Annotated in this window: 29 protein-coding genes; 13 read left to right on the forward strand and 16 right to left on the reverse strand. The window is 70.3% G+C overall.

Translation table 11 applies throughout. The features are described 5' to 3' along the window. Positions 1-18 precede the first annotated feature (18 nt). On the reverse strand, positions 19-822 hold the full coding sequence (locus tag ACFRAC_RS09690) for an enoyl-CoA hydratase/isomerase family protein (RefSeq protein WP_382922903.1): 804 nt from the start codon (positions 820-822) through the stop codon (positions 19-21). 383 nt (positions 823-1,205) lie between these two features. Between ACFRAC_RS09690 and ACFRAC_RS09695 the strand changes: the two genes are divergently transcribed. Next, the gene (locus ACFRAC_RS09695; protein ID WP_003966491.1) at positions 1,206-1,373 is read left to right on the forward strand and encodes a DUF3117 domain-containing protein; all 168 of its coding nucleotides are present in this window, start codon (positions 1,206-1,208) and stop codon (positions 1,371-1,373) included. A gap of 90 nt (positions 1,374-1,463) precedes the next feature. Here ACFRAC_RS09695 and ACFRAC_RS09700 read toward each other — a convergent pair whose 3' ends face one another. Next, complete coding sequence (locus ACFRAC_RS09700) at positions 1,464-2,162, reverse strand: O-methyltransferase (RefSeq protein ID WP_382923236.1); 699 nt, start codon at positions 2,160-2,162, stop codon at positions 1,464-1,466. A gap of 163 nt (positions 2,163-2,325) precedes the next feature. Between ACFRAC_RS09700 and sigE the strand changes: the two genes are divergently transcribed. From sigE to ACFRAC_RS09725, 5 genes are all read left to right on the forward strand, one after another. Then, positions 2,326-3,096 carry an RNA polymerase sigma factor SigE gene (gene sigE, locus ACFRAC_RS09705; protein WP_382922905.1) on the forward strand — a complete coding sequence of 257 codons (771 nt, stop codon included), beginning with the start codon at positions 2,326-2,328 and terminating at the stop codon, positions 3,094-3,096. Continuing rightward, on the forward strand, positions 3,093-4,061 hold the full coding sequence (locus tag ACFRAC_RS09710) for a zf-HC2 domain-containing protein (RefSeq protein WP_382922908.1): 969 nt from the start codon (positions 3,093-3,095) through the stop codon (positions 4,059-4,061). Before sigE ends, ACFRAC_RS09710 begins: the two co-directional genes overlap by 4 nt. 103 nt (positions 4,062-4,164) lie before the next feature. After that, entirely contained in the window at positions 4,165-6,054 is a 1,890-nt protein-coding gene (locus tag ACFRAC_RS09715) for a trypsin-like peptidase domain-containing protein (protein WP_382922910.1), read from the forward strand. Between the two features lie 140 nt (positions 6,055-6,194). Next, positions 6,195-6,632, forward strand: a complete 438-nt coding sequence (locus ACFRAC_RS09720) for a sec-independent translocase (protein WP_382922912.1) — start codon at positions 6,195-6,197, stop codon at positions 6,630-6,632. Positions 6,633-6,849: 217 nt separating this feature from the next. After that, complete coding sequence (locus tag ACFRAC_RS09725; protein WP_382922914.1) at positions 6,850-7,518, forward strand: hypothetical protein; 669 nt, start codon at positions 6,850-6,852, stop codon at positions 7,516-7,518. Positions 7,519-7,628: 110 nt separating this feature from the next. On the opposite strand, the gene ACFRAC_RS09730 is transcribed toward ACFRAC_RS09725, so the two are convergent. The 5 genes from ACFRAC_RS09730 to ACFRAC_RS09750 are packed head-to-tail and all read right to left on the reverse strand — an operon-like array spanning position 7,629 to position 11,449. Continuing rightward, positions 7,629-8,873: a tyrosine-type recombinase/integrase gene (locus tag ACFRAC_RS09730; RefSeq protein ID WP_382922916.1), complete on the reverse strand. Its 1,245-nt coding sequence runs from the start codon at positions 8,871-8,873 to the stop codon at positions 7,629-7,631. Next, positions 8,873-9,073, reverse strand: a complete 201-nt coding sequence (locus tag ACFRAC_RS09735) for a helix-turn-helix domain-containing protein (protein WP_382922918.1) — start codon at positions 9,071-9,073, stop codon at positions 8,873-8,875. The genes ACFRAC_RS09730 and ACFRAC_RS09735 overlap by 1 nt, the downstream gene beginning before the upstream one ends. Then, positions 9,070-10,488, reverse strand: coding sequence for a replication initiator protein RepSA (gene repSA / locus ACFRAC_RS09740; protein ID WP_382922920.1), 1,419 nt, complete (start codon positions 10,486-10,488; stop codon positions 9,070-9,072). Before repSA ends, ACFRAC_RS09735 begins: the two co-directional genes overlap by 4 nt. After that, complete coding sequence (locus ACFRAC_RS09745; RefSeq protein ID WP_382922922.1) at positions 10,485-11,216, reverse strand: helix-turn-helix domain-containing protein; 732 nt, start codon at positions 11,214-11,216, stop codon at positions 10,485-10,487. The genes repSA and ACFRAC_RS09745 overlap by 4 nt, the downstream gene beginning before the upstream one ends. Further along, positions 11,213-11,449 carry a hypothetical protein gene (locus tag ACFRAC_RS09750; RefSeq protein WP_382922924.1) on the reverse strand — a complete coding sequence of 79 codons (237 nt, stop codon included), beginning with the start codon at positions 11,447-11,449 and terminating at the stop codon, positions 11,213-11,215. The genes ACFRAC_RS09745 and ACFRAC_RS09750 overlap by 4 nt, the downstream gene beginning before the upstream one ends. Before the next feature lie 174 nt (positions 11,450-11,623). On the opposite strand from ACFRAC_RS09750, the gene ACFRAC_RS09755 reads away from it, so the two are divergent. After that, the gene (locus tag ACFRAC_RS09755) at positions 11,624-12,229 is read left to right on the forward strand and encodes a helix-turn-helix transcriptional regulator (protein ID WP_382922926.1); all 606 of its coding nucleotides are present in this window, start codon (positions 11,624-11,626) and stop codon (positions 12,227-12,229) included. Further along, complete coding sequence (gene cutA / locus ACFRAC_RS09760; RefSeq protein ID WP_382922928.1) at positions 12,226-12,546, forward strand: divalent-cation tolerance protein CutA; 321 nt, start codon at positions 12,226-12,228, stop codon at positions 12,544-12,546. The genes ACFRAC_RS09755 and cutA overlap by 4 nt, the downstream gene beginning before the upstream one ends. Positions 12,547-13,157: 611 nt before the next feature. Here the strand turns inward: cutA and ACFRAC_RS09765 are convergent. The 5 genes from ACFRAC_RS09765 to ACFRAC_RS09785 all read right to left on the reverse strand — a co-directional run bounded on the left by ACFRAC_RS09765 (position 13,158) and on the right by ACFRAC_RS09785 (position 18,203). Then, a complete protein-coding gene (locus ACFRAC_RS09765; RefSeq protein ID WP_382922930.1) occupies positions 13,158-14,072 on the reverse strand; it encodes a response regulator in 915 nt (304 codons plus the stop codon). A gap of 681 nt (positions 14,073-14,753) precedes the next feature. After that, positions 14,754-14,975, reverse strand: a complete 222-nt coding sequence (locus ACFRAC_RS09770; RefSeq protein WP_382922932.1) for a hypothetical protein — start codon at positions 14,973-14,975, stop codon at positions 14,754-14,756. 166 nt (positions 14,976-15,141) lie between these two features. Next, entirely contained in the window at positions 15,142-16,275 is a 1,134-nt protein-coding gene (locus tag ACFRAC_RS09775) for an Mrp/NBP35 family ATP-binding protein (RefSeq protein ID WP_382922936.1), read from the reverse strand. Positions 16,276-16,318: 43 nt separating this feature from the next. After that, a complete protein-coding gene (locus tag ACFRAC_RS09780) occupies positions 16,319-16,918 on the reverse strand; it encodes a DUF1003 domain-containing protein (protein WP_382922938.1) in 600 nt (199 codons plus the stop codon). Continuing rightward, positions 16,908-18,203 carry a magnesium transporter MgtE N-terminal domain-containing protein gene (locus tag ACFRAC_RS09785; RefSeq protein ID WP_382922940.1) on the reverse strand — a complete coding sequence of 432 codons (1,296 nt, stop codon included), beginning with the start codon at positions 18,201-18,203 and terminating at the stop codon, positions 16,908-16,910. The genes ACFRAC_RS09780 and ACFRAC_RS09785 overlap by 11 nt, the downstream gene beginning before the upstream one ends. A 234-nt stretch (positions 18,204-18,437) precedes the next feature. On the opposite strand from ACFRAC_RS09785, the gene ACFRAC_RS09790 reads away from it, so the two are divergent. Further along, a complete protein-coding gene (locus ACFRAC_RS09790) occupies positions 18,438-19,187 on the forward strand; it encodes a hypothetical protein (RefSeq protein ID WP_382922942.1) in 750 nt (249 codons plus the stop codon). 7 nt (positions 19,188-19,194) lie between these two features. Here the strand turns inward: ACFRAC_RS09790 and ACFRAC_RS09795 are convergent, their stop codons facing one another. Both ACFRAC_RS09795 and ACFRAC_RS09800 read right to left on the reverse strand, forming a co-directional pair. Then, on the reverse strand, positions 19,195-19,707 hold the full coding sequence (locus tag ACFRAC_RS09795) for a hypothetical protein (RefSeq protein ID WP_382922944.1): 513 nt from the start codon (positions 19,705-19,707) through the stop codon (positions 19,195-19,197). A 32-nt stretch (positions 19,708-19,739) separates the two neighbouring features. After that, positions 19,740-20,855, reverse strand: coding sequence for a magnesium and cobalt transport protein CorA (locus ACFRAC_RS09800; protein WP_361344932.1), 1,116 nt, complete (start codon positions 20,853-20,855; stop codon positions 19,740-19,742). A gap of 505 nt (positions 20,856-21,360) precedes the next feature. Between ACFRAC_RS09800 and ACFRAC_RS09805 the strand changes: the two genes are divergently transcribed. Continuing rightward, on the forward strand, positions 21,361-21,945 hold the full coding sequence (locus ACFRAC_RS09805) for a suppressor of fused domain protein (protein WP_382922946.1): 585 nt from the start codon (positions 21,361-21,363) through the stop codon (positions 21,943-21,945). 43 nt (positions 21,946-21,988) lie between these two features. On the opposite strand, the gene ACFRAC_RS09810 is transcribed toward ACFRAC_RS09805, so the two are convergent. Further along, on the reverse strand, positions 21,989-23,215 hold the full coding sequence (locus ACFRAC_RS09810) for an MFS transporter (protein WP_382922948.1): 1,227 nt from the start codon (positions 23,213-23,215) through the stop codon (positions 21,989-21,991). A 181-nt stretch (positions 23,216-23,396) separates the two neighbouring features. Here ACFRAC_RS09810 and ACFRAC_RS09815 point away from each other — a divergent pair, with 181 nt between their 5' ends. From ACFRAC_RS09815 to ACFRAC_RS09825, 3 genes are all read left to right on the forward strand, one after another. After that, complete coding sequence (locus ACFRAC_RS09815) at positions 23,397-24,038, forward strand: DUF6758 family protein (protein WP_382922950.1); 642 nt, start codon at positions 23,397-23,399, stop codon at positions 24,036-24,038. A gap of 113 nt (positions 24,039-24,151) precedes the next feature. After that, positions 24,152-25,009, forward strand: coding sequence for a PHP domain-containing protein (locus tag ACFRAC_RS09820; RefSeq protein WP_361344925.1), 858 nt, complete (start codon positions 24,152-24,154; stop codon positions 25,007-25,009). Positions 25,010-25,121: 112 nt separating this feature from the next. Next, on the forward strand, positions 25,122-25,727 hold the full coding sequence (locus ACFRAC_RS09825) for a MarC family protein (protein ID WP_382922953.1): 606 nt from the start codon (positions 25,122-25,124) through the stop codon (positions 25,725-25,727). A 77-nt stretch (positions 25,728-25,804) separates the two neighbouring features. On the opposite strand, the gene ACFRAC_RS09830 is transcribed toward ACFRAC_RS09825, so the two are convergent. Continuing rightward, positions 25,805-25,957, reverse strand: a complete 153-nt coding sequence (locus ACFRAC_RS09830) for a hypothetical protein (RefSeq protein WP_382922955.1) — start codon at positions 25,955-25,957, stop codon at positions 25,805-25,807. Positions 25,958-25,978: the final 21 nt, after the last annotated feature.

Here is a 25,978-nt window from a genome sequence, read left to right on the forward strand (position 1 = left end):
GCGGGCGGCGCCCTCCGCTCAGCGGCCCAGGTACGTGGGCTTCTCCTTCTTCACGAACGCCTGCACCGCGATCGCGTGGTCCTCGGAGGTGCCCGCGCGCGTCTGCAGCTCGTCCTCCTTCTCGAGGGTCTCCTCCAGGGAGTGCGACAGCCCGAACGCCACCGCCTCCTTGATCGCCGCGTACGCCACCGTCGGGCCCGCGGCGAGTCCCCGGGCCACCCGCTCGGCCTCGGCGCGCAGCTCCGCCGCCGGCACGAGCCGGTTCGCGATCCCCAGGTCGTACGCCTCCTGCGCGCTGATGTTGCGCGGGAAGAGCAGCAGGTCGGTGGCGCGGCTCGGGCCCACGACCCGCGGCAGCGTCCAGGAGATCCCGGAGTCCGCGGTCAGCGCGACGCCGGCGAACGACGTGTTGAAGGCGGCCGTCTCCGCCACCACCCGGTAGTCCGCGGCCAGCGCGAAGCCGAGGCCCGCCCCGGCGGCGACGCCGTTCACCCCGGCCACGACGGGCTTCCGCATCCCGGCCAGCGCCCGGGCGATCGGGTTGTAGTGCTCCTTGACCGTGGTCATGGTCAGCTTCGTCCCGGTCTCCCGGTCGGAGGCCAGCAGCCCGATGTGCTCCTTCAGGTCCTGACCCACGCAGAACGCCCGCTCCCCGGCCGCCGTGAGCAGCACGGCCCGGACGGCGTCGTCGCCGGCGGCGGCCTCGACCGCGTCCCGCAGGGCGACCTTCGCGGCGATGTTCAGCGCGTTCATCGCGTCTGGGCGGTTCAGCGTGATCGTCGCCAGCCCGTCGCTCACCTCGTAGAGCACGGTGTCGGCCATGGCGTATCCCCTCCGGTGCGGCGGCTCCGGGCGTACTCGTACTCGTCGGTACGCCCATGTCTGAGGGACAGCATGGCGGAGATCACGGGCCGCCACGGGCACGGGACGTGTGACCTGCGTCAAAGAATGCACGCCCGGGCGTGTGCGGCCGAAGCGCGCGCGGTGGCGCAGTATCGCAGCCACATCGCCGAATTGGGTGGTTTTGCTCGCGCGCGTTGCTCAAGCGATGCCAACCGATGTTGGTCATCGGGTCCTGAGATGCGGGATAATGGCTGGGAAGCAATGTGTTCGATGCCGGTGTCGCGTGTCTCACTCCCGAGGCGCGTGCCCTCCATGGGGCCGTCGGCTTTGACGATGAGCTGGTTTCAGGAAGGGGAACGAGCATGGCGGCCATGAAGCCGCGGACGGGCGATGGCCCGCTCGAGGTGACCAAGGAGGGGCGGGGCATCGTCATGCGCGTTCCGCTCGAAGGCGGCGGTCGGCTCGTCGTCGAGCTGACCCCTGACGAGGCCGACGCGCTCGGCGACGCCCTCAAGAAGGTCGTCGGCTGACGCGGAAGCGACCCTACCCTTTCGGTGGCCCCGGCATTCCACGGATGCCGGGGCCGCTGGTTTCCGGGCCCACGGCGCCCGCGGCGTCGCTCAGCGCCTGACCGCGCACAGCAGCCCGTCGCCCACCGGGAGCAGCGACGGGACCAGCTCCTGGCTCTCCCGCACCGCCCGCAGCAGCTCCCGGACGCGTATCACCTCGGTGGGCTGCGGTCCGGAGTCGACGGTACGGCCGTTGGCGAAGACGCCCTCGAAGGCGACCAGGCCCCCGGGGCGCAGCAGACGCAACGACTCGGCGAGATAGTCGAGGAACTCCAGCCGGTCGCCGTCGCAGAAGACGAGGTCGTAACCGGCGTCCGCGAGCCGGGGCAGGACGTCCAGGGCGCGGCCCGGGATGAAACGGGCGCGGTTGCCGGCGAACCCCGCGGCGCGGAAGGCCTGGCGGGCGAACTGCTGGTGCTCCGGCTCCGAGTCCACGGTGGTCAGGACGCCGTCCGGGCGCATGCCGTGCAGGAGGTGGATGCCGGACACGCCGGTGCCGGTGCCGATCTCCGCGACCGCCTTGGCGTCCACGGTGGCGGCGAGCAACCCCAGCGCGGCGCCCGTGCCGGGCGACACCGAGCGCAGCCCCGCCTCCCGGGCCCGGTCGCGGGCCCAGCGCAGGACGTCGTCCTCGGCGACGTAGGCGTCGGCGAACGCCCAGCTCGTCTGCCGGTTGCCGGTAATGACCCTCTCCTGTCCCCGTGGTTGCCTCGGCGTGACTGTATCCGTTGCGCCCGGGAACCCGCAGATGGGACCGCGCGTTTGGAAGGGTGGGAAGACGAGCGGGGGGACACGGTTGGATCACGATGACGAGCAGGGTCGCGAGCAAGTGCTGACGCAGGCGCACCAGCCGTGTCAGCCCAGTTCAAACACTCGTAAAACCGCTTATCCGGAGCTAACGGGCGAGGTGGCTATGGTAGGGGCTCCACTGGACACCGCCAGAGCCGATAGGGGAGGTGCGGCCGCGCCTGCGGATCGGGGAGGGGTGCTGCGGCGCTTCCTCGGATCGGCGGGGAGGCCGAAATCCGTGAACGACACCGCTGACCACAGCCACGCCGGCGACTTCGCCCAGACCGCGACCTTCTCCACCGACGCGGACGGGCAGGCGTGGACTCCGCCCACCTGGGAGGAGATCGTCAGCACGCACAGCGGCCGCGTCTACCGGCTCGCCTACCGGCTCACGGGCAACCAGCACGACGCCGAGGACCTCACCCAGGAGGTCTTCGTCCGTGTCTTCCGCTCCCTGTCGACCTACACGCCGGGCACCTTCGAGGGCTGGCTGCACCGCATCACCACCAACCTGTTCCTGGACATGGTGCGCCGCAAGCAGCGCATCCGCTTCGACGCGCTGGGCGAGGACGCCGCCGAGCGGCTGCCCAGCAAGGAGCCCACGCCCCAACAGGTCTTCAACGACGCCCACTTCGACGCGGACGTCCAGCAGGCCCTCGACACCCTCGCGCCGGAGTTCCGCGCCGCAGTGGTCCTGTGCGACATCGAGGGCCTGTCGTACGAGGAGATCGCCGCGACCCTCGGCGTCAAGCTCGGCACCGTCCGCTCGCGGATCCACCGCGGCCGCTCGCAGCTGCGCAAGGCCCTCGCCCACCGCTCGCCGGAGGCGCGCGCCGAGCGCCGCTCCTTCGTGCCGCGCGTGGCCGCTCTGGGGGGAGGGGGCGCGAGCGCGTGAGCGGCCTTCGACCCGACCCCACCGAACGGCTCCTCGCCGAGCAGCACCTTGGCGACCGACTCTCCGCCCTCGTGGACGGAGAGCTCGGTCATGAGACGCGTGAGCGCGTCCTGGCCCACCTGGCGACCTGCGCCCGGTGCAAGGCCGAGGTCGACGCACAGCGCCGGCTGAAGAACGTCTTCGCGGAGGCGGCACCCCCGCCGCCCTCCGAGAGCTTCCTGGCCCGCCTCCAGGGCCTCCCCGGGGGAGGTGACCTGGACGGCGGCGGCTCGCCGCTCGGCGGGGGCGGATTCGGACTGGCCGGACGGCCGGGCACCGCGGGCGTCTTCGGAGTGAAGCGGGACGACGCGTTCGAGTTCGGGTACGTCCCCTCCGGCGGGCACGTCGCGCTCACCGGAGCCGACCGGGGCTTCCGCACCCACCCGGTGAACGGACGTCAGGACACCGACCGCTCCGCGTCCTCCCGGATGCGGTTCGCCTTCGTCGCGGCCGGAGCCGTGTCGCTGGCCGCCCTCGCACTCGGCGGGGTCACCGGCAGCGTGCCCACCGACACCGAGGCGCGCGGCGGCTCCGGCGGCAGCAATGTGACCCCGGCCCGCTCCCAGGGCACCGGTGCCACCACGGTCCCGGATACCCAGCGCCGCAGGGGCACCGGCCCGCTGCTCGTGCAGGGGCAGGCGTCGGGAGGGGCGCGGACCCCGGTCGCCCCGACCAGGACGCCCGCTCCCCTGCTCCCCGGGACGCCGGCCTCGTCGGCGGCCCACGACATGCGGACCCTGACGGCCCCCGTGGTGGCCGGCGCCGCCGCCATGTCCCCGCTGATACGTCCGCTGAGCGCCACTCCGCCGCTCAGCCTCACCTCCTGGTCCAAGGACTCCGGGACCACCGCCACCCCGGGCCTGCTCGCCGCACCCGTCCCCGGTACGACCTCCTCACCCTCCGCCTCCCCGGCCACCGGACCCTGACCCGGCCCTCTGCGCGGCGGCCCACGAACCTGGTTGAATCCGGGGTGGGCCGCGCGTCCGCGTGCCCGCCGGACGGGTGGCCGAAGTGAGTAGGAAGCAGAGCATGAACGAGGGGAAGCCCACGCGGGCGAAGTGGTGGAACCGCCCCCGGCCGCAGGAGGGTTCCCCGGGGGCGGAGGACACCGCCCCGGCCCCTTCCGGCGGTTCCGCCGACGGCGACTTCGAACTGGCCCGCCCCGCGAGGCCCGAGGAGGCTCCGGGCACGGACGGCGACTACACCCTTCCGCCCGCCTCCGAGGCCCGGGCCACCGCGGACGGCGACTTCGAACTCGCCGGCCCGCGACGGCCGTCGGTACCCCAGCCGCGCGACGGTCAGGGGGACGCCGGAACGGGCACGGCGGCAGAGGCACCGGCCGCGCCCGCCTCGGACCCCGACACCCCGGCGCAAACGGCCGCGACGGGCACGAAGGCGGCGCCGGCTCCCGGCACCGCGACCGAGGCTCCCGTCACCCCCGCCCCGCCCCAGGACACGAGCCCGCGGCCCCTGCACGACCCCGACCCCTACAGCACGCCGCCCTACGGCGAGCCCGGCCCCTGGGCTCCCGCCCCGCCGGTCCAGCACCCGGCGGCCACCCCTGCCCACGGCACCCCGGCGGCAGCCGCCGTGCCCGGCCCGCCCGCACCCCACCACCCGACGGCCCCCGGCACCCCCGCCCACGCCGTACCCGACCCCGCCTTCGCGGACACGCCGCCGCCCGCCGTTCCCCCGGCGGCCGGCGCCCCCGTCGACCCCTGGCGGAACTACGACCCCTGGGCGCGCGCGGCGGAACGGGCGGCGGCGCCCCTGCAGGAGAGCGGTGCCGGCGCCGGGGTGCGGCGGCGCGGGCGGGTGAAGGGGGCGCTCCTCGCCGGCGCCCTGGTGATCGCCCTCGTCTCCGGCGGTGTCGGCGGCGCCCTCGGGGCCTATCTCGAACGCAACGGCGGCCTGGACCCCGTGAAGCTGCCACAGGCCGGCGTCGAGGCGCCCGGCCGGGCCGCGGACAGTGTCGCCGGGATCGCCGCCCGGGCCCTGCCCGGCGTCGTGACCCTCCATGTGAGCGGCCGTTCGGAGCAGGGGACCGGCACCGGGTTCGTGCTCGACGACCGCGGTCACATCCTCACCAACAACCACGTCGTCGAACCCGCCGGGGACGACGGCGAGATATCGGTGACCTTCCACAGCGGCGACACCGCCAAGGCCACCGTGGTCGGCCGGGACAGCGGCTACGACCTCGCGGTCGTGAAGGTCACCGGCGTCAGCGGACTGCGGCCCCTGCCGCTCGGCAACTCCGAGAACGTCCAGGTCGGCGACCCCGTCGTCGCCATCGGCGCCCCCTTCGACCTCGAAGGCACCGTCACCTCCGGCATCATCAGCGCCAAGCAGCGCCCCATCACCGCCGGCGGCGGGAGCGGGGACGGCAGCGACGTGTCGTACGTCGACGCCCTGCAGACCGACGCGCCCATCAACCCCGGCAACTCCGGCGGCCCGCTGCTCGACGGTGCCGGACGGGTCGTCGGCATCAACTCCGCCATCCGTTCCGCGGGCAGCGGCGCCGAGCCCGACGGCGGCCAGGCCGGCTCCATCGGCCTCGGCTTCGCCATCCCGGTCAACCAGGCCACGCGCGTCGCCGAGGAACTGATCAACACCGGCAGGGCCACCCACCCGGTGATCGGCGTCACTTTGGACATGGAGTACTCCGGCGACGGCGCCCGGGTCGGCACGAAGGACAGCGACGGGGGTCCCGCCGTCACCAAGGGCGGACCGGGCGCCAAGGCCGGCATCAAGCCCGGCGACGTCATCACCGAGATCGACGGGGCACGCGTGCACTCCGGCGAGGAACTGATCATCAAGACCCGCGCCCATCGCCCCGGCGACCGCCTGGAGCTGACCCTGAAGCGGGACGGCAAGGAGATCACGCTGAGGCTGACGCTGGGCTCGTCGAGCGGGCGGTGACACTCACACCGGTCTCACACCGCCCGGCACAGTACCGGTCGTGGTGGATGGTTGGGTAACGTGGGGGCGGCCCGGACCACGGAAAGACCCGCAAGCGACCACCGAGGGCCGAGGACCGAGGACATCGCAAGGAGCTTCAGGTGTTCAATGACATAGGACCGCTCGAGCTGGTGACGCTGATCGTCCTCGCCGTGCTCGTCTTCGGTCCGGACAAGCTCCCCAAGGTCATCCAGGACGTCACGCGGACGATCCGCAAGATCCGCGAGTTCTCGGAGAGCGCCAAGCAGGACATCCGCAAGGAACTCGGCCCGGAGTTCAAGGACTTCGAGTTCGAGGACCTCAACCCCAAGACCTTCATCCGCAAGCAGCTGGACACCGAGGACCTGGGGCTGAAGGAGATCCGCAACGGCTTCGACCTGAAGAAGGAGATGGCCGAGGTCACCGACGCCGTCCACAGCCGGGAGACCGAGCCGCCGGCCATGCCGTCCGCCGGGTCGGCCGGTGGCCGTGTCGACATGACGAAGAAGCCGGAGACCCCGCGCGTCGAGCACCCGCCGTACGACGCCGACGCCACCTGAGAAGCCCGGTACCCCGCCCGGACGTGACGCTTCTCATACTCCGGCCGGGCCCCCGCGCGGCCTGAACGCGCCGTCCACGCGCCCCGCGCGCCGGGCGGCTTCCCGGCTGTCAGCAGCGGTGTGGCTATGCTGCCGAGTTGTTGTGCGGACCGGACGAGTACGCCCGAAGGGGGGCGGGCCGGGCTGGTCCGGCGAGATCGAGGAGGCGTCCGGGCACATGGAGACGACGAGTCAGACGACGAGTCGAGCGGCCGCGCAGGCATCGACCGAGGAGAGCGGCCAACAGGTCGCGTCCGCCCGGCGCACGGTCGACGGCTATCTGCTGGCGCCCTTCCCCTGGTACGGCCTCGACGAGGCGTTCACCGGGCCGCGCTGGCTGATGCAGGTCGGCACGGCGGCCGACGGGGCCGTGGAACACGGTTCGATCGGGCACGGTGACGAGCCGTCCGTGCTCAACGAGGCGGCGGAGGGCCGCGAGAAGTTCGCGGTGGTGGTGACCGTCGCCGCCAACCCGTCCCGCCGCAGCGCCGACGGCACGGGGCTGCTGGAGGCCACCACGGTCTCCTCGGCGGCCTGGCTGGCCGGCGTGGGACTGCTGTCCTTCACCTGGCCGCCCCAGATGGACCACTCGCTGCGGGACGACTGGCTCGACCAGCAGACCGAGACGGCGTGGGCGCTGGCCGACGACCTCGACGGACCGGACTGGTCGACGCTGTCCCTGCCGGTGGACGGGGTGCCCACCCCGTTCCACTACCGGGAGTCCGAGTTCGGCTGGGTCCTCGCGGGCTCCACCCAGGAGGGCGTCCACGTGGGCGCGTACGGCCGCGGCATGAGCGCGTACGGCCTGGGCTTCGCCATGATCAAGGACATCGCGTCCTACGCGTGACACCACGTTCCCCGCGTGACGAAGGGGCGCCGCGAACCACGCGGCGCCCCTTCGCCCTACGTACGCCCCTGAGGGCGGGTCAGAACTTGTTCTTGGGTCAAAGCCGCAGGTCACGCCATGGTTCGTCCCGTGGGGGCCGCCGGTGGGCCGTCAGAGTGGGAAGGCGCGCCGAAGAGGGCATCCACGGCGGACCGGGTCCGGCTGTCGCTGCTGGGCATGAGATGCGTGTAGGTGCGAAGCGTGAACGCCGGGTCCGCGTGCCCGAGGTATTCACTGAGAGCCTTGATGCTCTCGCCCGCATCGAGCAGGACCGAGGCATAGAAGTGCCGCAGAGCGTGCATGCCGTTGCCGGGCCCTGGCTCGACGCCGGCGGCCAGCAGCGCAGGGCGCCAGTACCCGGCATTGAACGTGTTGCGCCCGATCGCTTGGTCGGCCGAGGTCCGGCAGATCAACGGGACCGAGAGAGGCGGGCCGTCCAACGTTCGCCAGGGCAGCTGCGCCTCAGACACCGGGTACCTGGTCAGGTGAGCCGACACGGATGCGGCTACGGAGCCGGGCAGGGGCACGTACCGGGGCTTGCCGCCCTTGGGCGGGGCGAAGACCGGGCGTCCCTGTAGAAGCTTCACCTGTCGCACGACGTGCAGCGTGCCGCTCTCGAAGTCGATGTCTTCCATACCCAGGCCGAACGCTTCACCCTGGCGCAGTCCACAACCGGCCGCGAGGTCGACGAGGACGCGATAGCGATCATCGAGTGCGTGCCGCACAGCGCGGACCTGGCCATATGACCATGGGGCGACCTTCCTCGGATCAAGGCGAGGCGCCTTCACCGAGCGGGAGCGGCAAGGGTTCTCGTGGATGATCCGGTCTTCCACGGCGGCGGTGAACACGGTCGAGACGTGCGCGAAGATGACCCGGCGATACGCGGCAGCAAGCCCGATCTCCTCCAGGGCCCGGAGCCAGGACCGCAGGTGTGACGGGGTGAACGACGCCATAGGACGTTGGCCGATGTGCGGGAAGGCATGCAGGCGCAAGCGCGACTCGACCGACTCGCGAGTCGCGGGGTCCGCATCCTGGCTCTTCATCCACTCTTCTGCGTACTGCTGGAAGGTGACGCGCCCGGCACGCGGAGAGATGTAGGCCCCGCGAGCCATGTCCGCCTCGAGGTAGCCGAGCCACTGTTCGGCCTCGCGCTTCCTGCGGTCGGGGAAGCTCTTCGACTTCTCACTGCCGTCCGGCCCGATGTAACGGGCGCGGTAGCGCAGGCCCACGCCGTAGCGATCCGTCTTGACCTTGCGTGGCTTGCCATCAGAGCCGGTCTCGGTCTTGTACCAGCGGTCCTGGATGTGCCCGGCCATCAGGCAGCCCCCTTCATCATCAGGGACTCAACCCAGGCGCTCACATCATCCGGGTGGAAACGCAGATGCCGGCCGACGCGGAAACCGCGGGGCCCGACCCCCTTGCGCCGCCACTGATACACGGTCTCGACGCTCGGCAGACGCAGCATGACCACGAGGTCTTCCGGGGTCAGGTACTGAACGGGAAGCGATCGCTTCATGCCCACACCTCCCGGCCGTCGAGGTCGGTCATCGCTTCGCGTGCTGTCTCCCGGTTCAGTCGGATCTCCTTCGCGATGGATGCGGCGAGCCAGGATTCGCCGGGGGAGTGGCCCTGCCCGGCGTAGGTCCAGTGGGCGAGGACGAGCGTTGAGCCGTCGGCGTCGTCCAGGTCCTCGGGGAGTCCGCGTTCGCGGCGTTCCTGCCGGGCGCGGTAGTCGGCGCGGGTCTGGCGCAGGGCGCCGAGGGTGGTGGAGTAGCGGCGGGACTTGGTGGAGAAGTGCCCGCGGAAGCCGAGCATGTGAGCCCACCGGGCCAAGAGGCCGTCCGGGTAGGCGTCGTTGAGCTGGTAGCACGCTTCGATCAGCCGCCGGGTGTGCGCGGGCAGGCCGAGCTTGTCGAGTTCGGCCAGTTCACCGATGCGGCGGTCGACGGTGCCGGTGGTCTCGGCGGCTTTGGTCGCGTACTTGGCGACATAGGAGGCGACGGCCTGTTCGGTCAGCTCCTCGTGGCCCAGGGCGCCGATGGGCTGCACGTCAACCTGCTTCCCCCAGCGCAGGGTTCGTGCGGGGAAGTCCCCGGCGGCCGGGACGGGTACGGCGACGCGGGCGGCGGCGGCCCGGATCGCCACGTCCAGGAGAGCGACGGTGGCCCAGGCCGGGGGCGGAGTGTCGGGGCCTTCCGGGCCGTCGAGGCGCACCACGGCGTGGAAGTGCACGGAGCCGCGTTTCTGGAACTCGGCGACCTTGCCGAAGGAGACCCGACAGGTGTCTCGCAGAGCGGTTTGGGTGATGCCGGCGCGGGCCGCAATCTCACGGCGCAGGTAGATGGTGAAGCGGCGCCACAGATCCCCGGCGTGGTTGTTCCACAGCACCGCTCCCGCGTAGTCGTAGCGCTCCGGGTCCAGAGCCGTTCCGAGGGCGGGATCGCTCTCGGCGTGCTGGACTCCGCAACGGCAGCGCCCGGAAGCGGGCCGGTTGTGGACCGGGCCGAAGGAGGGCGCGGTCAGGGTGGCGAAGACACGCGGGTGATCCCGCACGGTCGCGGGCACGTCCTTGCCCTCATCACCGGTGATCCCGGCGCGGATCAGGTGATAGGTGTCTCCCGCGTAGGTCCAGGCGCAGGCCGGGCACCGCGAAGCACGCCGGTTACCGCAAGCCACCCGAAGCCGCCCGCCCGGCTCCTGGTCGGTGCTGTAGAAGTAGAGGACGTCGCCGCTCTTGGCATCGCGGGTGACCGTCGAACCTTGCAGGTGGATCGGGTTGGAGCAGCCGCCCGTGCGGCGGATCTGCTCCTGCCAGCGGTCGAAGCCCGGTGCGTTGGCGACCCGGAGCAGGTCGGCGAGGGTGAGCGGATCGGTGCCCACAGCTGCCGCCACGTCAGCGACGGCAGCCGTGGAAACGGGCAGGTGGGTCATGCGGCCACCGCCCGCAGGTGCGCCATCGGCCGGGCGGGAGTGGCCGTGGCGAAGAGGTGATCGAGAGTGGCCAGGTAGCCGCCGGTCATCGGAGCCGGGCCTAACCGGCGCAGGTGCAGGACCGGAGCCAGAGCCGGGGTGAGGCCGTCGATCGGTGTGGTGACCAGCAGGTCATCGTCCGCGCGCAGGACGTCGGCCCGCAGTCCGGGGTGCGTGGACAGCCGCAGACCGGGGACCGTCAGCAGTGAAGGGAAGACGTCGCCCAGCCCGGTGACCGGTCCGGCCGGATCTTCCGGGGTGACGATGCGGACGCGGACGCCGGCCGATGCCTTGTCGGCCAGCAGGGTCGGCAGGTCCCAGACCGCGTCGGCCAGGAACAGCAGGTTGGCTATCGCCAGGTCGATCACCGTCGCGGCACCAGCCAGGGTGGAGCGCCACAGGCCGTAGGGGACGGTGGAGCGCATCGGGTAGCAGGCGACGACCTCATCCTGAGCGGTCGGCATGGAGCGGTGACGCTCGCCGAGCCTGGGCCACAGGTGATAGGCGTCCGCGCGCAGGTACTTGGCGGCGGCCTCGGCGTTGCGGGCGTGCGGGGTCCGATCCGTGTTCAGCCAGCGATCCACCGACTTCGGGTCGATGCCCAGGTGGTCGGCCAGGCCCTCGATGGTGACGTTCGCTGCGACCATGGCGGCACGCAGCCGCTCATTCCCGGTGAGCGTGGTGGTCATGCGGCCACCGCCTCAGTCAGCGAGGTCAGCGACTGGCCCGTCTCCCAGACGAAGGGCACGGCCACCGGGCAGCGTTCCTGACCGTGGACCAGGACGCCGATGCCGTCCACGTTGATCCAGTCGAGTCCTCCGAGTGCGCCGCAGGCCCAGCACGGTGAAGGCAGGACGACGGCGTCATCGCGGCGGGACAGCGGGGCAGATAACGGCGCCGGGTGCGCGTCAGCAAGCGTCACGGGCATGATGGAACTTCCCTTCGAGGGAACCCAGGGGCGACGCATCTGCTTGGCGGTAGGGCGTCGCCCCGCCTTTTCAGTCCCATTGCAGGGGACTGATTCTTCCTCCATCCTGAGGACGGATGAGTCCAGTTGTCAAGGACTAAGACGTCCCCCGAGAATGGAGGTATGAACATGGCCGAAGTGATCCGTAAGCGGCGCAACGAGCTAGGCATGTCGCAGGCCGAACTAGCCACAGCTGCAGGGGTCGACCGCCGACAGATCAGGCGGTACGAGGCAGGCGAGCAGCAACCCGTGCTGTCCGTGGCCGTCGCAATCGCGCAAGCCCTCGGGATCACTGTCAACGAACTTGCAGGTCTGCCGTCCCACAGGGTCGATCTGTCTGGCCTCTGGTGGATGTCATGGCAGACATCCAAGGACGGAGAGGAAGTGATCACCGTCCAAGAGGTTCGTTTTACTCAGCAAGACGAGTTGATCCACCTCGACACGGCCACGCGCGGGATCAGCGTTGAGGACGGCGGCTACCACTGGCGCGGGGAGCTGCGTCTGTGGGACAACGAGATCTTGATGGGGTGGTACGTCGCCAACGACGGCCCCGTGCGCTCCAAGGGGACGTTGTACTTCGTGCTGCACCCGCACGGCATCAACATGTCGGGGCGGTGGGTCGGCCTTAGCTACGACGGCAAGATCATGACGGGGTGGGGAAGCGCGGCCCGAACTGAGGAAGAGGCCCTGGAGCTGAACGCCAAACTTCGAGAGGACCAAGGAGTCCCCTTGTGACCGACGTCTGCACGGTAGTGATCACAGCACCAGACCCTGAATGGTTGGCAGCGTTCGTGACAAGCCTCGTGTCCGAGCGGCTCTGTGCGAGCGGGCACATCATGCCCATCAGGTCGATCTACCGATGGCACGGCGAAGTGCACGACACCACCGAAGCCCACGTCACACTGCATACACGTGCGGACCTTGTCCCGCAGATCATCGCCCGAACGAAACGGGACCACCCCTACGAAGTCCCCTGCGTGATCTCTCTGCCGATCCAGCAAGCTTCGGCCGACTACCAGACGTGGATCATCGAGCAGACGACCCGTCAGTGATCGCTGTTACAGGTTTCTCTACCTCATCAAGTGCTCGCTCCGCTCGCGCCAGGTGGACGGAGCCCAGAGAAAAGAGCACATCGACGGCGGCAAGGTCACCTGACGATTCCCGGCACCTCAAAGACTGATCAGCATTCTCACGTCGTTCGAGAGAGGGCCGCGCGCCGCGCGGCGGCGCCGGTCGTCGACGGCGGGCCTGCCCCTCCTCGTCTTCGCCGCCGGGGCTGGCCCGCCGTCGACGCCCGCGCCCGCAAGGGGCGAAATACATGGCGGGGCTACAGGAGGACAGCTACACGGCTTGCCCGCCAGGCACAGGCAAGGACACATGCCTCCGGCGGGGGCGCTCAGGCTCCGGGATGGCGGGGGCACCGTTCGCGAGTGCCGGCCCGTAGATGGCGAGCGCGGGGAGGCTCCCATCCCGCCTGCCATCGACCCAGGCAGAGCCGAGCGGGCGCGGCCCAGGGCGTCAAGGTCGTTCGTACAGTTGCGCGCTCCACCTTGACGCCCTGAACCACGCCCGCTCCACGGGGTGTGGGTCGACGGCAGACGGGATGGGAGTTGGGGGAAGTGGTGGGTTGCGGGTCCTTGGCGCTCGCGTACCGTAAAGGCTCTTACTCCGGGTCATCCTCTATGGCTCGGCGCCGCGTTCGCCCGGACAGCTCGACGAAGGCGGCGACTTTTGCTCGCAAGACCCAGGGGTCGACGGGTTTGGAGATGTAATCGGCAGCCCCAGCGGCATACCCTCGAAATGTGTAGTGCGGGCCGTGTTTCACCGAAGTGAGGAAAATAATGGGAATGTGCCGAGAGCGCAGTCGGTGCTTGAGGTGCGAGGCGATCTCGAACCCGTCCATGCTTCCATCTATTTCTGCGGACAGGAGCACAATGGATATGTCGCTCGACGCTGTGATGCTTAGCGCCTGCTCGCCCGAATGCGCCTCCAGGAGATCCTGATCCATTGTTGAGAGAATTGCCCGAAGGGCCATAATGTTTTCCGGCTTACTGTCGACTAGGAGGATTTTTGCCTTCTTGTCAGAGTGCCAATCGCCGCTTGCAGACTTCTCATCGATCATTGCCAGTTGTCGTTCCAGCAGCTCGCAGCGCCGCTCTGCTTCAAGGTGACGTCTCGTGGCTTCCTTCAACTGTCTTTCGAGTTGCAGGATGGCGGACCTGAGGTGATTGCGTTCTGACGTGAGCGTAGTAAATTGCGCCTCGTATGCTTCTACCTCGGCCGTCAGCTCTCGGACTTGTCGCCCCCTGTCTGCCTCTGCAGCGTTTACCTGCACCTGCAATTCTGCAATGCGCCGCTGGCGCTCCTGCAGTGCCTCGGCGAGTACCTGTCGTTCGACGGTTGCCGCGCGCGCTTCTCTATCTGCTTCGGCCAGCTGATCCTGTAGGAGTAGCATCGCATGTGCTGGAGCATTGCTAGCCCTCAGGGCGTTACGGTGCAACGCTTTGATAGTTGCGATTGCTTCAGGTGTTGGCGCATTTCCTCGAGCCTCTGAAACGTCATTTAGTAGGTCGAGCATGAATTCCCATGGTGGAATTCTCGCGCCACTCATGTAACGAGAAACTGCTCCAGGATCGCGACTGCGCCGGGCGGCGTATCGGCGCACCGAGACGCCTAGGCTCGCAAATAGATCCCGTAGTGCCCCGCACAGTGCTCGCACTTCGCTAGGTAGCTCGTCTGCAAGTGGTAGCAGCTCCCCCATCCGACCCCCCGATCCACGTTGCCGAATCACCGGCAACACCGTTGCGCCTGGTGCAACGCCGAGGGTGCCAAGCAGTGTTGACACCCACCGCAACTCAGCGGACGTACAGAAAGGTACTGGGCGATGCGCTCGCGTCTACGGCGAATCGACTTGTTCGTCTCCATTTCGGTGCTCACAGCTGGTCTGGGGCTCGTCATGCTCGATGTGCACCCTGAGGCCGTTGCCACCCTTGCTGTGGGAGCTGTCGGGCTTCGCGCAGCACGGTCGGGCTTCAGCCACCAGTCCGACGAACAGTCGGGGCAGGAAACAGAGGGCCAGGGAAGCTCTTCAGCTAGTGCTGATGCTGGTTGCGGTACAGCACGGCAGTACAGCAACCAGGGTGACCGCTAGCGGCGATCCTGAACCGCTCGGAGACCCGTGAGCAGGCGGGAAGGCCTCAGCAACCGTCCTGCCCATAGTTCGCATCGAGTGGCTGCGTCGACCACCAGGACGACGCGGTCACGCGAACGGCGACAAGCCCTTGCCCTCGAGGTGAGTGAGCAACGAGTCAAGGCACGCGTCGGCCGTACCCAGGTCTGCACGGAAGAACGAGTCCTCGCCTAGCGGCCCGCCACTGACGATGACCGTCCAGGCCTTCCTGTGCTCGGTCATGCGATCACCGTCGACCTTGAACACGGTCGTGACCCCCCGCTCGGCCAGCCATCCCATCAGCTCAAGCATGTTCACTAGCACCCCTCCAAGGGGATCATCCCCCAGGGGGAGTCTCGGGCCGTCTCCGGGCCGTGCGGGGGCGCTCAACGCCAACCAACACTGACAAACGTCGACGGCTCCGCCGCTGGTCAGAAGGTTGACCAAGGACGGAGCCGCAGACCGCAGACGTGCGAGATCAGAACTTGTTCTTCGGGGTGATCCCCAGCGACAGGCCCGACAGGCCGCGCTGACGGCCGCCCAGCTTGCCCGCGATCGAGCGCAGGGCGGCGCCCGCCGGGGAGTCCGGGTCGGTCAGGACGACCGGCTTGCCCTCGTCGCCGCCCTCGCGGAGGCGGACGTCGATCGGGATGCTGCCGAGGACCGGGACGCTGGTGCCGGTGGTGCGGGTCAGGCCGTCGGCGACCGTCTGGCCGCCGCCCGTGCCGAACACGTCGACCATCTCGCCGCAGTGCGGGCAGGGCAGGCCCGACATGTTCTCGACCACGCCGACGATCTTCTGGTGCGTCTGGACGGCGATGGAGCCGGCCCGCTCGGCCACCTCGGCCGCGGCCTGCTGCGGGGTCGTCACGACCAGGATCTCGGCGTTCGGGACGAGCTGCGCGACCGAGATGGCGATGTCGCCGGTGCCGGGCGGCAGGTCCAGGAGCAGGACGTCGAGGTCGCCCCAGTAGACGTCCGCGAGGAACTGCTGGAGCGCGCGGTGCAGCATCGGGCCGCGCCACACCACGGGCGCGTTGCCCGGGGTGAACATGCCGATGGAGATGACCTTCACGCCGTTCGCCGACGGCGGCATGATCATGTTCTCGACCTGGGTCGGGCGTCCGTCGGCGCCCAGCATGCGCGGCACGCTGTGACCGTAGATGTCGGCGTCGACGACGCCCACCTTCAGACCGTCGGCCGCCATGGCCGCCGCCAGGTTCACCGTGACCGAGGACTTGCCGACGCCGCCCTTGCCGGAGGCGACCGCGTACACACGGGTCAGGCTGCCCGGCTTGGCGAAGGGGACCTCACGCTCGGTCTGACCGCCGCGCAGGGCGTTCGCCAGCTCCTTGCGCTGCTCGTCGCTCATCACGTCGAGGGTGACGTCGACCCGGGTCACGCCGTCGACGCGGGAGACCGCGTCCGTCACGCGCTGCGTGATGGTGTCGCGCATCGGGCAGCCGGAGACCGTCAGGTACACGGTGACCGCGACCGCACCGTCCACACCGATCTCCACCGACTTGACCATCCCCAGCTCGGTGATGGGGCGGTTGATCTCGGGGTCGTTCACCGTCGCCAGTGCCTCGCGCACCGCGTCTTCCGTAGCCATAAGGACGATGGTACGGCCCGGTAGCCATGCGCAGGTAAGGCCGTCAGCGGTCGTCTACGTCACGTCCCGGGGACCGTCCTGCCGGGAATACCCCGCGGTCGCGATGCCCGTTCTGCCGCTCCTCCAGTTCCTTCACCAGGTCCTGCAGCTCCGAGCGCATCCAGTCGCGGGTGGCGACCTCGCCCAGACCGACCCGCAGCGCCGCGATCTCGCGGGTCAGGTACTCGGTGTCGGCGATCGACCGCTCGTTCTGCTTGCGGTCCTGTTCGAGGTTGACCCGGTCCCGGTCGTCCTGCCGGTTCTGCGCGAGCAGGATCAGCGGGGCGGCGTACGACGCCTGCAGGGACAGCGCCAGGGTCAGGAAGATGAACGGATACTCGTCGAAGCGCAGCTCCCTGGGCGCCGCGATGTTCCACAGCACCCACAGGATGATCACGATGGTCATCCAGACCAGGAACCGCCCGGTGCCGATGAACCGGGCGACCCGCTCCGACAGCCGTCCGAAGGCGTCCGGGTCCCACTCGGGCAGGATGCGGCGGCGCGGTAGGCGCGGCTGGTCCAGCCGGGCACGCGGTCCCCGTCCGGCGGCCGTCGCGCCCGCCGTGGCGCGGTCGCGTCCGCCGCCCTCGCGGTCAGGAGCCATCCGCGCCCACCCCCTCGCCGGAGTCCTCGTCCAGGTGGAACTCGGTCTCCCGCCAGTCGTCGGGCAGCATGTGGTCCAGGACGTCGTCCACGGTGACCGCCCCCAGCAGCGACCCCGAGTCGTCGACGACGGGCGCCGCGACCATGTCGTACGTCGCGAAGAACCCGGCGACGACCGGCAGCGCCGCGTCCGGCGTCAGGGCCTCCAGCGCCTCGTCCACCATGGAGCTGACCAGGGTGTACGGCGGGTCGCGCAGCAGGCGCTGGAAGTGGACGGTGCCGAGGTACTTGCCGGTGGGGGTCTCGTCGGGCGGCCGGCAGACGTAGACCTGGGCGGCCAGGGCCGGGGACAGGTCGGGGTGCCGGATGCGGGCCAGGGCGTCGGCGACGGTGGCGTCGGGACGCAGGATGATCGGCTCGGTCGTCATCAGACCGCCGGCCGTGTGCTCCTCGTACGACATCAGGCGGCGCATGTCGGCCGCGTCCGAGGGCTGCATCAGGTTCAGCAGCCGCTCCTGCTCGTCCGGGGGCAGCTCGCCGAGCAGGTCGGCCGCGTCGTCGGGGTCCATGGCCTCCAGGACGTCGGCGGCGCGCTCCTGCTTCAGCTTGCCGAGGATCTCGATCTGGTCGTCCTCCGGCAGCTCCTCCAGCACGTCGGCGAGGCGGTCGTCGTCGAGGGCGGCGGCGACCTCGGCACGACGCTTGGGGGAGAGGTGGTGCAGCACGTTGGCGAGGTCGGCGGGACGCAGCTGTTCGAACGTGGCCAGCAGGCTCTCCGCGCCTTGGCCCTGCTCCTCCAGCGAGAACCCGGTGACGGCGGACCACTCGACCGTCAGCGACTCGCCCTTGGCCCGCCGGAAGGCGCCGCTGCGGCCGCCCTTGCGGACGAACACCTTGTCGATCTCCCAGTCCCGGCGGGCGGGCAGCTGCCGCACCGACAGGTCCAGGACGGTGACCTCCTCGCCGGTCTCGACGAGGGTGACGCGCCGGTCGAGCAGCTCACCGAAGACCAGCCGCTCGGTGGGCCGCTGCTCGAACCGGCGGACGTTCAGCACCCCGGTGGTGATGACCTGGCCGGACTCGATGCTGGTCACCCGCGTCATCGGCAGGAAGATGAGGCGCCGGGTGGACAGTTCCACCACCAGACCGAGCAGCCGCGGCGGGCGCCGGCCGACGCGCAGCATGACGACCAGGTCCCGCACCCGCCCCACCTGGTCGCCGTTCGGGTCGAACGCGGCGACACCGGCGAGGTGCGAGACGAAGATCCGGGGCGCGCCGGCTGCCATGGCTGAGGCTCCTCTGAGTTGCGGGGTCGACCGAAATCGTGGTGCTGCTGGGGCGGGGTGCCGCGCCGGGGGCGCCCTTTCCGAATTGCCCGCTCGGGTGGGCTTCAGGCTAGCCCGTCCGCATCCGGTCCGCCCTGGTGGGCGGTCCGGACGGACTGGCTCCGCCCAGGGCGCGACGCCCCGGTACGCTGCCGTACGCCGCTCGGGTACCACGACAGAAAGGCAGCCCCACCTGTGACTGCGATTCCGCACGGCCGCCCCCGCAAGGCCGCGCTGGTGTCCGCCGTGTGCGCCCTGGTCGTGTCGGCGACGGGGCTGACGGGATGCAGCAGCGAGGACCCCGACGCGGGGACCAACGGGGTCGGCAAACTGTCCCCGGCCGAGATCCAGCGCAAGACCCGGGCCGCCGCCGACTCCGCCCAGGCGGTGCACCTCTCGGGGAACGTGGTCACCAGCGGACGCACCTACCGACTCGACATGCGGCTGAACGCCGACGGCGCGACCGGATCGGTCACCGCGCGCGGGTCCACGTTCCATCTGCTGCGCATCGGCGAGCAGCTGTTCCTGAAGGCCGACGCCGGCTTCTGGAGCGACGCGGGCACCGACGGCAAGGCGGACGCGGCGGCAGTCGACAAGCTGGACGGCAAGTACGTGAAGGTGCCGCAGGGCGACCCCTCCTACAAGAAGTTCAGCGGGTTCACCGAGAAGGACGTGCTGCTCGACGGGCTGCTGGTGCTGCACGGCAAGGTGGCCACGGACGGGCACCACGAGCAGGCGGGCCTGCGCACCATCCGGCTCTCCGGTGACGGCGGCGACGGCGGCACCCTCGACGTCTCCCTGGAGGGCAAGCCCTACCCGCTGCTCCTGACCCGCGCGGGCGGCGCCGGCACCCTCACCTTCTCGGCGTGGGGCAAGGACTTCCCGCTGGAGAAGCCGAACAAGGACGACACGGTGGACTACGGCCGGCAGCTGCCGTCGTCCTGACCCCCGCCTACCCGCGCTTGCGGCGCTTCGCCAGCAGCCGCGGCAGCCCCGCGGGGATCGGGCGGCGGGTCGTCGCCGGTGTCGGCACGGGGACCTCGGCGAGGGAGCCGTCGGGCAGCGGGGCCACCGCTCCCGCCGGCTCCAGGCGCAGCACCCGGCACTCGCGCGCCCAGCGCCCGGGCATCGCCTCGCCGTCCGGGGCGTTCAGGCGCTTGCCCTTGAGGTCGGCGACCGCGGCCTCCCACGCCTCGGTCGGCGCCGCCAGCTCGACGACCCGCGCCGGCCATGACACCAGCCGGCCGCCCTTGTCCTTGCTGCGCACGGTGACCTCGACGACGGCCCCGTCGGCCAGGCCGGTCAGCGGCTGCTCACCCGGGCCGTCGCCCACGACACACGCGGCACCCTCGTGCCACACGTGCCACAGCGCGCGGGCCGGGACACCCGGCGCCGTGACCCAGACGAGGCCGGACTTCTTCGTGGCCTCCTCGACGAGGGCCTGGTCGAGCAGCTCGCTTGTCATGGCCCAAGCCTATCCAGCGGGGCCCGGCCGGATCAGAGCCAGCCGTTGCGCTTGAGCGTGCGGTGGATGCCCAGACAGATGGCCACCGTCACGCTCATGATCACCGGGTAGCCGTACTTCCAGTGCGTCTCCGGCATGTAGTCGAAGTTCATGCCGTACACCCCGCAGACCATCGTCGGGACGGCGATGATCGCCGCCCAGGAGGTGATCTTGCGCATGTCCTCGTTCTGCGCGACGGACGCCTGCGCGAGGTTGGCCTGGAGGATCGAGTTCAGCAGTTCGTCGAAGCCGATGACCTGCTCGTGCACGCGCGCGACGTGGTCGGCGACGTCCCGGAAGTACTTCTGGATGTCGGGGTCGATCAGTCGCATCGGCCGCTCGCTCAGCAGCTGCATCGGGCGCAGCAGCGGCGACACCGCCCGCTTGAACTCCAGCACCTCGCGCTTGAGTTGGTAGATCCGGCCGGCGTCCGTGCCGCGCGGCGCGCCCTTGCGGCCCGGCGAGAAGACCTCGGTCTCCACCTCGTCGATGTCGTCCTGCACGGCGTCGGCGACGGCGATGTAGCCGTCCACCACGTGGTCGGCGATGGCGTGCAGCACCGCGGACGGGCCCTTCGCGAGCAGCTCGGGGTCGTCCTGGAGGCGGTGCCGCAGCGCTCGCAGCGAGCCCTGGCCGCCGTGCCGGACGGTGATGAAGAAGTCCCGGCCGGTGAAGCACATCACCTCGCCGGTCTCGACGACCTCGCTGTTGGCGGTGAGGCGGTCGTGCTCGACGTAGTGGACCGTCTTGAAGACGGTGAACAGGGTGTCGTCGTAGCGCTCCAGCTTGGGCCGCTGGTGCGCCTGCACGGCGTCCTCGACGGCCAGCGGGTGCAGCCCGAACTCGCTGGCGATTCCGGCGAATTCGGCCTCGGTGGGCTCGTGCAGCCCGATCCAGACGAAGCCACCGTCGCGGCGCACCTGGCGCATCGCCTCGTGCGGCGTCAGCGGCGTCGCGGTCGCCAGGCGGGTGCCGTCGCGGTAGACGGCGCAGTCGACGACGGCGGAGGGCGTCGCGGGGTCACGGGTGGTCTCGTAGGGGCCGCCGTCCTTGCGCAGCGAGATGCGGGACGGACGGACCACGGCACGCAGGTCGCGGATCATCGACATGAGCAGGCTCCTTCGCGACGGGCAACGAAGCGCGTGCGTACCGCCACACGGGTGGAACTGCCCGGAATGAGGACGTCCTGACCTCAGGATGTTTGGTACGTCCACAAAGCGGGGAGCACCGCACCGTTGCGGTGATGGGCTTCGTTGCTGAAACAGATCAGACCGATCAGGCAAAGCGAAACGAAGTGCTCTTCCGCGTCAGGATCACCAGTGTGAAAGGCGGCGGTCAGCCGGAGCCGGAACAGCCGAACCAGCTACATCAACGGCGGGAAGAGCGAGTGGTACTGCACGGTCGACTTCGATCCATGACAGCCCCACCTCCTCCGGCCGGTCCCTCGTGAGGGACGTTCCATACCCCTAAGGGGTTCCCCGTACGGGAGTATTCAGGCGTCGGGACTCGTTCGCGATGCCTTGGCACGCTGCCCGAACACCGGGCAAGAGTATCAGCCGACTGAAGTGTCAAGGCGCTGCTTTGCCGCGCCCTGACGAGTTCTATGCTCGCGACATGGCTGATGTTCTTCCCCTGGTCGAGGCCCGGCTCCGCACCGCCCTCGGCGAACCGGGCGCACGCGCCGCGGTCACCTTCCTCGGCACCGACCGCGTCGAGGTGCTCCGCTTCCAGGAGGGCGACATCGTCCGCTACGCCACCCTCGGCATGTCCGCGCACCCCATGACGGACCCGACGGCCGTGGTCGCCGACCCTGTCCGGGGCCCGCGCGCCGAGCTGGTCCTGTCCGTCCGCGCCGGTCTCGCCGACACCGACAAGGTGCTCCGCCCGCTCGCGGTGCTCGCCGCGTCCCCGCAGGTGGAGGGTGTCGTCGTGGCGCCCGGCGCCTCCCTCGACGTCGGCGAACCGCTGTGGCCCGGCGCCCCGTTCACCTCGGTCCTGGTCGCCGAGCCGGGCGGCCTGGTCGAGGACCTGGACCTCGACGCCCCCCTCGACCCGGTGAGCTTCCTGCCGCTGCTGCCGATGACGCCGAACGAGGCCGCCTGGAAGCGCGTGCACGGCGCCCAGGCCCTCCAGGAGCGCTGGCTGACGCACGGGACGGACCTGCGGGATCCCACCCGCACGTCCGTCCCGCTGACGTGAGCGCCTACGTGAGCGATCTCACCAACCGGCCAGCGGAAAAGCATCAGTTGGCGAACACGGTGACGCTGTCCTGGGTCGCGTGCCGGGTGGCGTGCTCCTCGGCCTCCAGGGTGAGCGCCTTGCGGCGGACGAGGACGACGAGCGCCCCCAGCACCGCGGTGACGGCCGCCACCACGAACGGCACCCGGAGACTGCCGGTCCACTCCTCGATCCGGGGGGCGGAGAACGGCGCCGCAGCCGCCGCGAACCAGCGGACGAAGTTGTAGCCGGCGCTGGCCACGGGGCGCGGCGCGTCCGACACGCCGAGCGCCAGTTCGGTGTAGACGGTGTTGTTCACCCCGATGGACGCACCCGAAAGGATCGTGCAGACCACGGCGGTCGTGTGGTCGCCGTACCCGAGGACGAGCACGTCCACCGCGAGCAGGACGAGCGAGCCGCCGAGCACCCGCAGCGAGCCGAACCGCTCCTGCAGGCGCGGGGCCACGATCACCGAGAACACGGCGAGCAGCACACCCCAGGCGAAGAACACCGCGCCCGACCGGTACGGGCTCATGTTCAGCACGAACGGGGTGAAGGCCAGCACGGTGAAGAACGTGTAGTTGTAGAAGAACGCCGAGGCCGCCGCCGACGCCAGGCCGCCGTGGCCGAGCGCGCGGATCGGGTCGAGCACCGAGGTCTTGCGGGCCGGCTTGGGCTGCTCCTTGAGGAACACCCAGATGCACAGGAAGCCGACGGCCATGAGGAACGCGGTGCCGAAGAACGGGTAGCGCCAGCTGGCGTCGCCGAGCAGCGCCCCCAGCAACGGTCCGCACGCCATGCCGAGCCCGAGGGCGGACTCGTACAGCAGGATCGCCGCGGCGCTGCCGCCGGCCGCCGCTCCGACGATCACCGCGAGGGCGGTGGAGACGAAGAGGGCGTTGCCCAGGCCCCAGCCGGCGCGGAACCCGACCAGTTCGCCGACCGAGCCGGACGTGCCGGCGAGCGCGGCGAAGACGACGACCAGCGCCAGGCCGAGCAGCAGCGTCCTGCGGCCGCCTATACGGCTGGAGACGAATCCGGTGAGCAGCATCGCCACGGCGGTGATCAGGAAGTACGAGGTGAAGAGGAGGGAGACCTGACCGGCCGTGGCGTCCAGGCCGCTCGCGATGGACGGCAGGATCGGGTCGACGAGCCCGATGCCCATGAAGGCGACGACGGACGCGCCGGCGGTCGCCCAGACGGCCTTGGGCTGGCGGAGGATGCCGCCGGATCCAGCATCGAGGGGGTCCATGCCGTTCTCCAATCAGGACTGGGACGACTGAGACAGTCGGCGACGGTGGTGGGTACCTGAACAGATTAGATTAGCCAGTCTAATTAATGCAAGCTACATCTATATCCCCTGGTCCACGCGTCCCGTCCGGACGGGTGATCGTCCTTGACGTGACGCGGAAGGGGTAGGACCGTGGGGCCCTATGAGGGGCGAACCCAGTTGCCCGAAGTGTGGTGGCCGGGTCAGGGCTCCCGGACTCTTCGCCGACACCTGGCAATGCGACGTGCACGGCACCGTGTATCCGGTGCAGCCCGTGATCCCGCCGAGCGTCGAGGCGCTCGGCGTGGTCGTGCACCGCACGCGGGTGCCCGTGTGGATGCCGTGGCCGCTGCCCATCGGGTGGCTGTTCACCGGCGTCGCCGGCGCGGGCGACGACCGCAGCGGCGGACGCGCGAGCGCCGTGGCCTGTTCCGGACCCGGACCGCTCGGCGGCCCCGGCGAGCTGATCCTGGTCGCCGAGGAGCTCGGCGTCGGACTCGGCGCCCGTTACGCCGGGATCGACGGACCCGACCCGGGGTCGTACATCGACGTCGAGAAGCCGCCGCAGGCCAAGGTCCTCGCCACCGGCCGCCCGACCCCGCTGTGGCATGTCTCCGGCACCCCCGACGACCGTGCCGTCTTCGCCGGCGAGGCCCTCGGGGTGTGGCTGTGGGCGATCATGTGGCCCGAGCAGTCCGGGCTGCTGATGTACGACGAACTGGTGCTGACCGATCTGCGGGACGCCGGGGCCGAGGTGGAGCTGGTGCCCTGCGGGGCACTGTCCCCGCGCCTGCTCGAGCCGTAGCGGCCGCGCCCCGTGTAGGGGGCGCCGGGCTTGTACGGGTGTGACAGAAGGGTCCGGAAATACGGCTATCCTTGTGCGGTCCCTTCCGTGCCGTCCTGACTGGAGTCCGCGTCGTGCGTATCGACCTGCACACCCACTCCACCGCGTCCGACGGCACGGACACGCCCGCCGAGCTGGTGCGTCACGCCGCCGAGGCCGGGCTGGACGTCGTGGCGCTCACCGACCACGACACGACCCGTGGGTACGCCGAGGCGATCACCGCGCTGCCGGAAGGGCTCACGCTCGTCACCGGCGCCGAACTGTCCTGCCGTGTCGACGGCATCAGCATGCATCTGCTGGCCTACCTCTTCGACCCCGAGGAGCCCGCCCTGCTCGCCGAGCGCGAGCTGGTGCGCGACGACCGGGTGCCGCGCGCCAAGAGCATGGTCGCCAAGCTGAACGCGCTGGGCGTGCCCGTCACCTGGGAGCAGGTGAGCCGGATCGCCGGCGGCGGCTCGGTCGGCCGCCCGCACGTCGCCTCCGCGCTCGTCGAGCTCGGCGTCGTGGCGAGCGTGGACGACGCCTTCACCCAGGACTGGCTGGCCGACGGCGGCCGGGCCCACGTGCAGAAGCACGAGACGGACCCCTTCGAGGCCGTCCGGCTGGTCAAGGCCGCCGGGGGCGTCACCGTCTTCGCCCACCCCGCCGCGAGCAAGCGCGGCCGTACGGTCCCGGAGTCCACGATCGCCGAGCTGGCCGCGGCCGGCCTCGACGGGATCGAGGTCGACCACATGGACCACGACCCCGGCACCCGCGTGCGGCTGCGCGGGCTCGCCCAGGAGCTCGGCCTGCTGACGACCGGTTCGAGCGACTACCACGGGAGCCGCAAGACCTGCGTCCTCGGCGAGTTCACCACCGATCCCGAGGTGTACGGCGAGATCACGCGGCGGGCGACCGGCGCGTTCCCCGTCCCCGGTACCGGCGGAGTCTGAGAACCCTCACCCGTCCGTCCGATCCACCCGGCGCCGTCCACCGTGCCCACCCGTCCGCCCCGCGGGCGACCGGTCGCGGCGGCACGCCCCTGCGCAAGGCACTGCTCATCCCATGTTCGACGTCGCCGTCTTCGGCTCGCTCTTCCTCACCCTCTTCGTGATCATGGATCCCCCCGGGATCACCCCGATCTTCCTCGCGCTCACCGCGGGCCGGCCCGCCAAGGTGCAACGGCAGATGGCCTTCCAGGCCGTCTGCGTGGCGGGCGGTGTGATCGCGGTCTTCGGGCTCCTCGGTCACCAGATCCTCGACTACCTGCACGTCTCCGTGCCGGCGCTGATGATCGCGGGCGGTCTGCTGCTCCTGCTCATCGCGCTCGACCTGCTCACCGGCAAGACGGACGAGCCGCAGCAGACCAAGGACGTGAACGTCGCCCTCGTCCCGCTCGGCATGCCGCTGCTGGCCGGGCCGGGCGCGATCGTCTCCGTGATCCTCGCCGTGCAGAAGGCCGACACCGTCGGCACCCAGGTGTCGGTGTGGACGGCGATCCTCGCCATCCACGTGGTGCTGTGGCTCGTGATGCGGTATTCGCTGCTGATCATCCGGGTCATCAAGGACGGGGGAGTGGTCCTCGTGACGCGGCTCGCGGGCATGATGCTGTCCGCGATCGCCGTCCAGCAGATCATCAACGGCGTCACACAGGTGATCCGGGGGAGCTGAGCCCCCTCGGCAGACCAAAGGGCCCCGTACGGCGTCGTGCCGTACGGGGCCCAGAAGCTTCGTCGATGATCCGCGCGTTATGAGGCCGAGTTCTCGGCCGGGCGGATCCAGAGTCGCTGCCCTATGGCGGCAGCTTGCTGAACGATCCGGTTGACGGAGGCGGCGTCTACGACAGTGCTGTCCACGGGCGTGCCGTCGAACTCGTCGAGTCGCATGATCTCGAAGCGCATGGCTTCTCCCTTCGTCTGGTC

This window comes from Streptomyces sp. NPDC056628 (genome assembly GCF_042792555.1).
GTDB lineage: Bacteria > Actinomycetota > Actinomycetes > Streptomycetales > Streptomycetaceae > Streptomyces.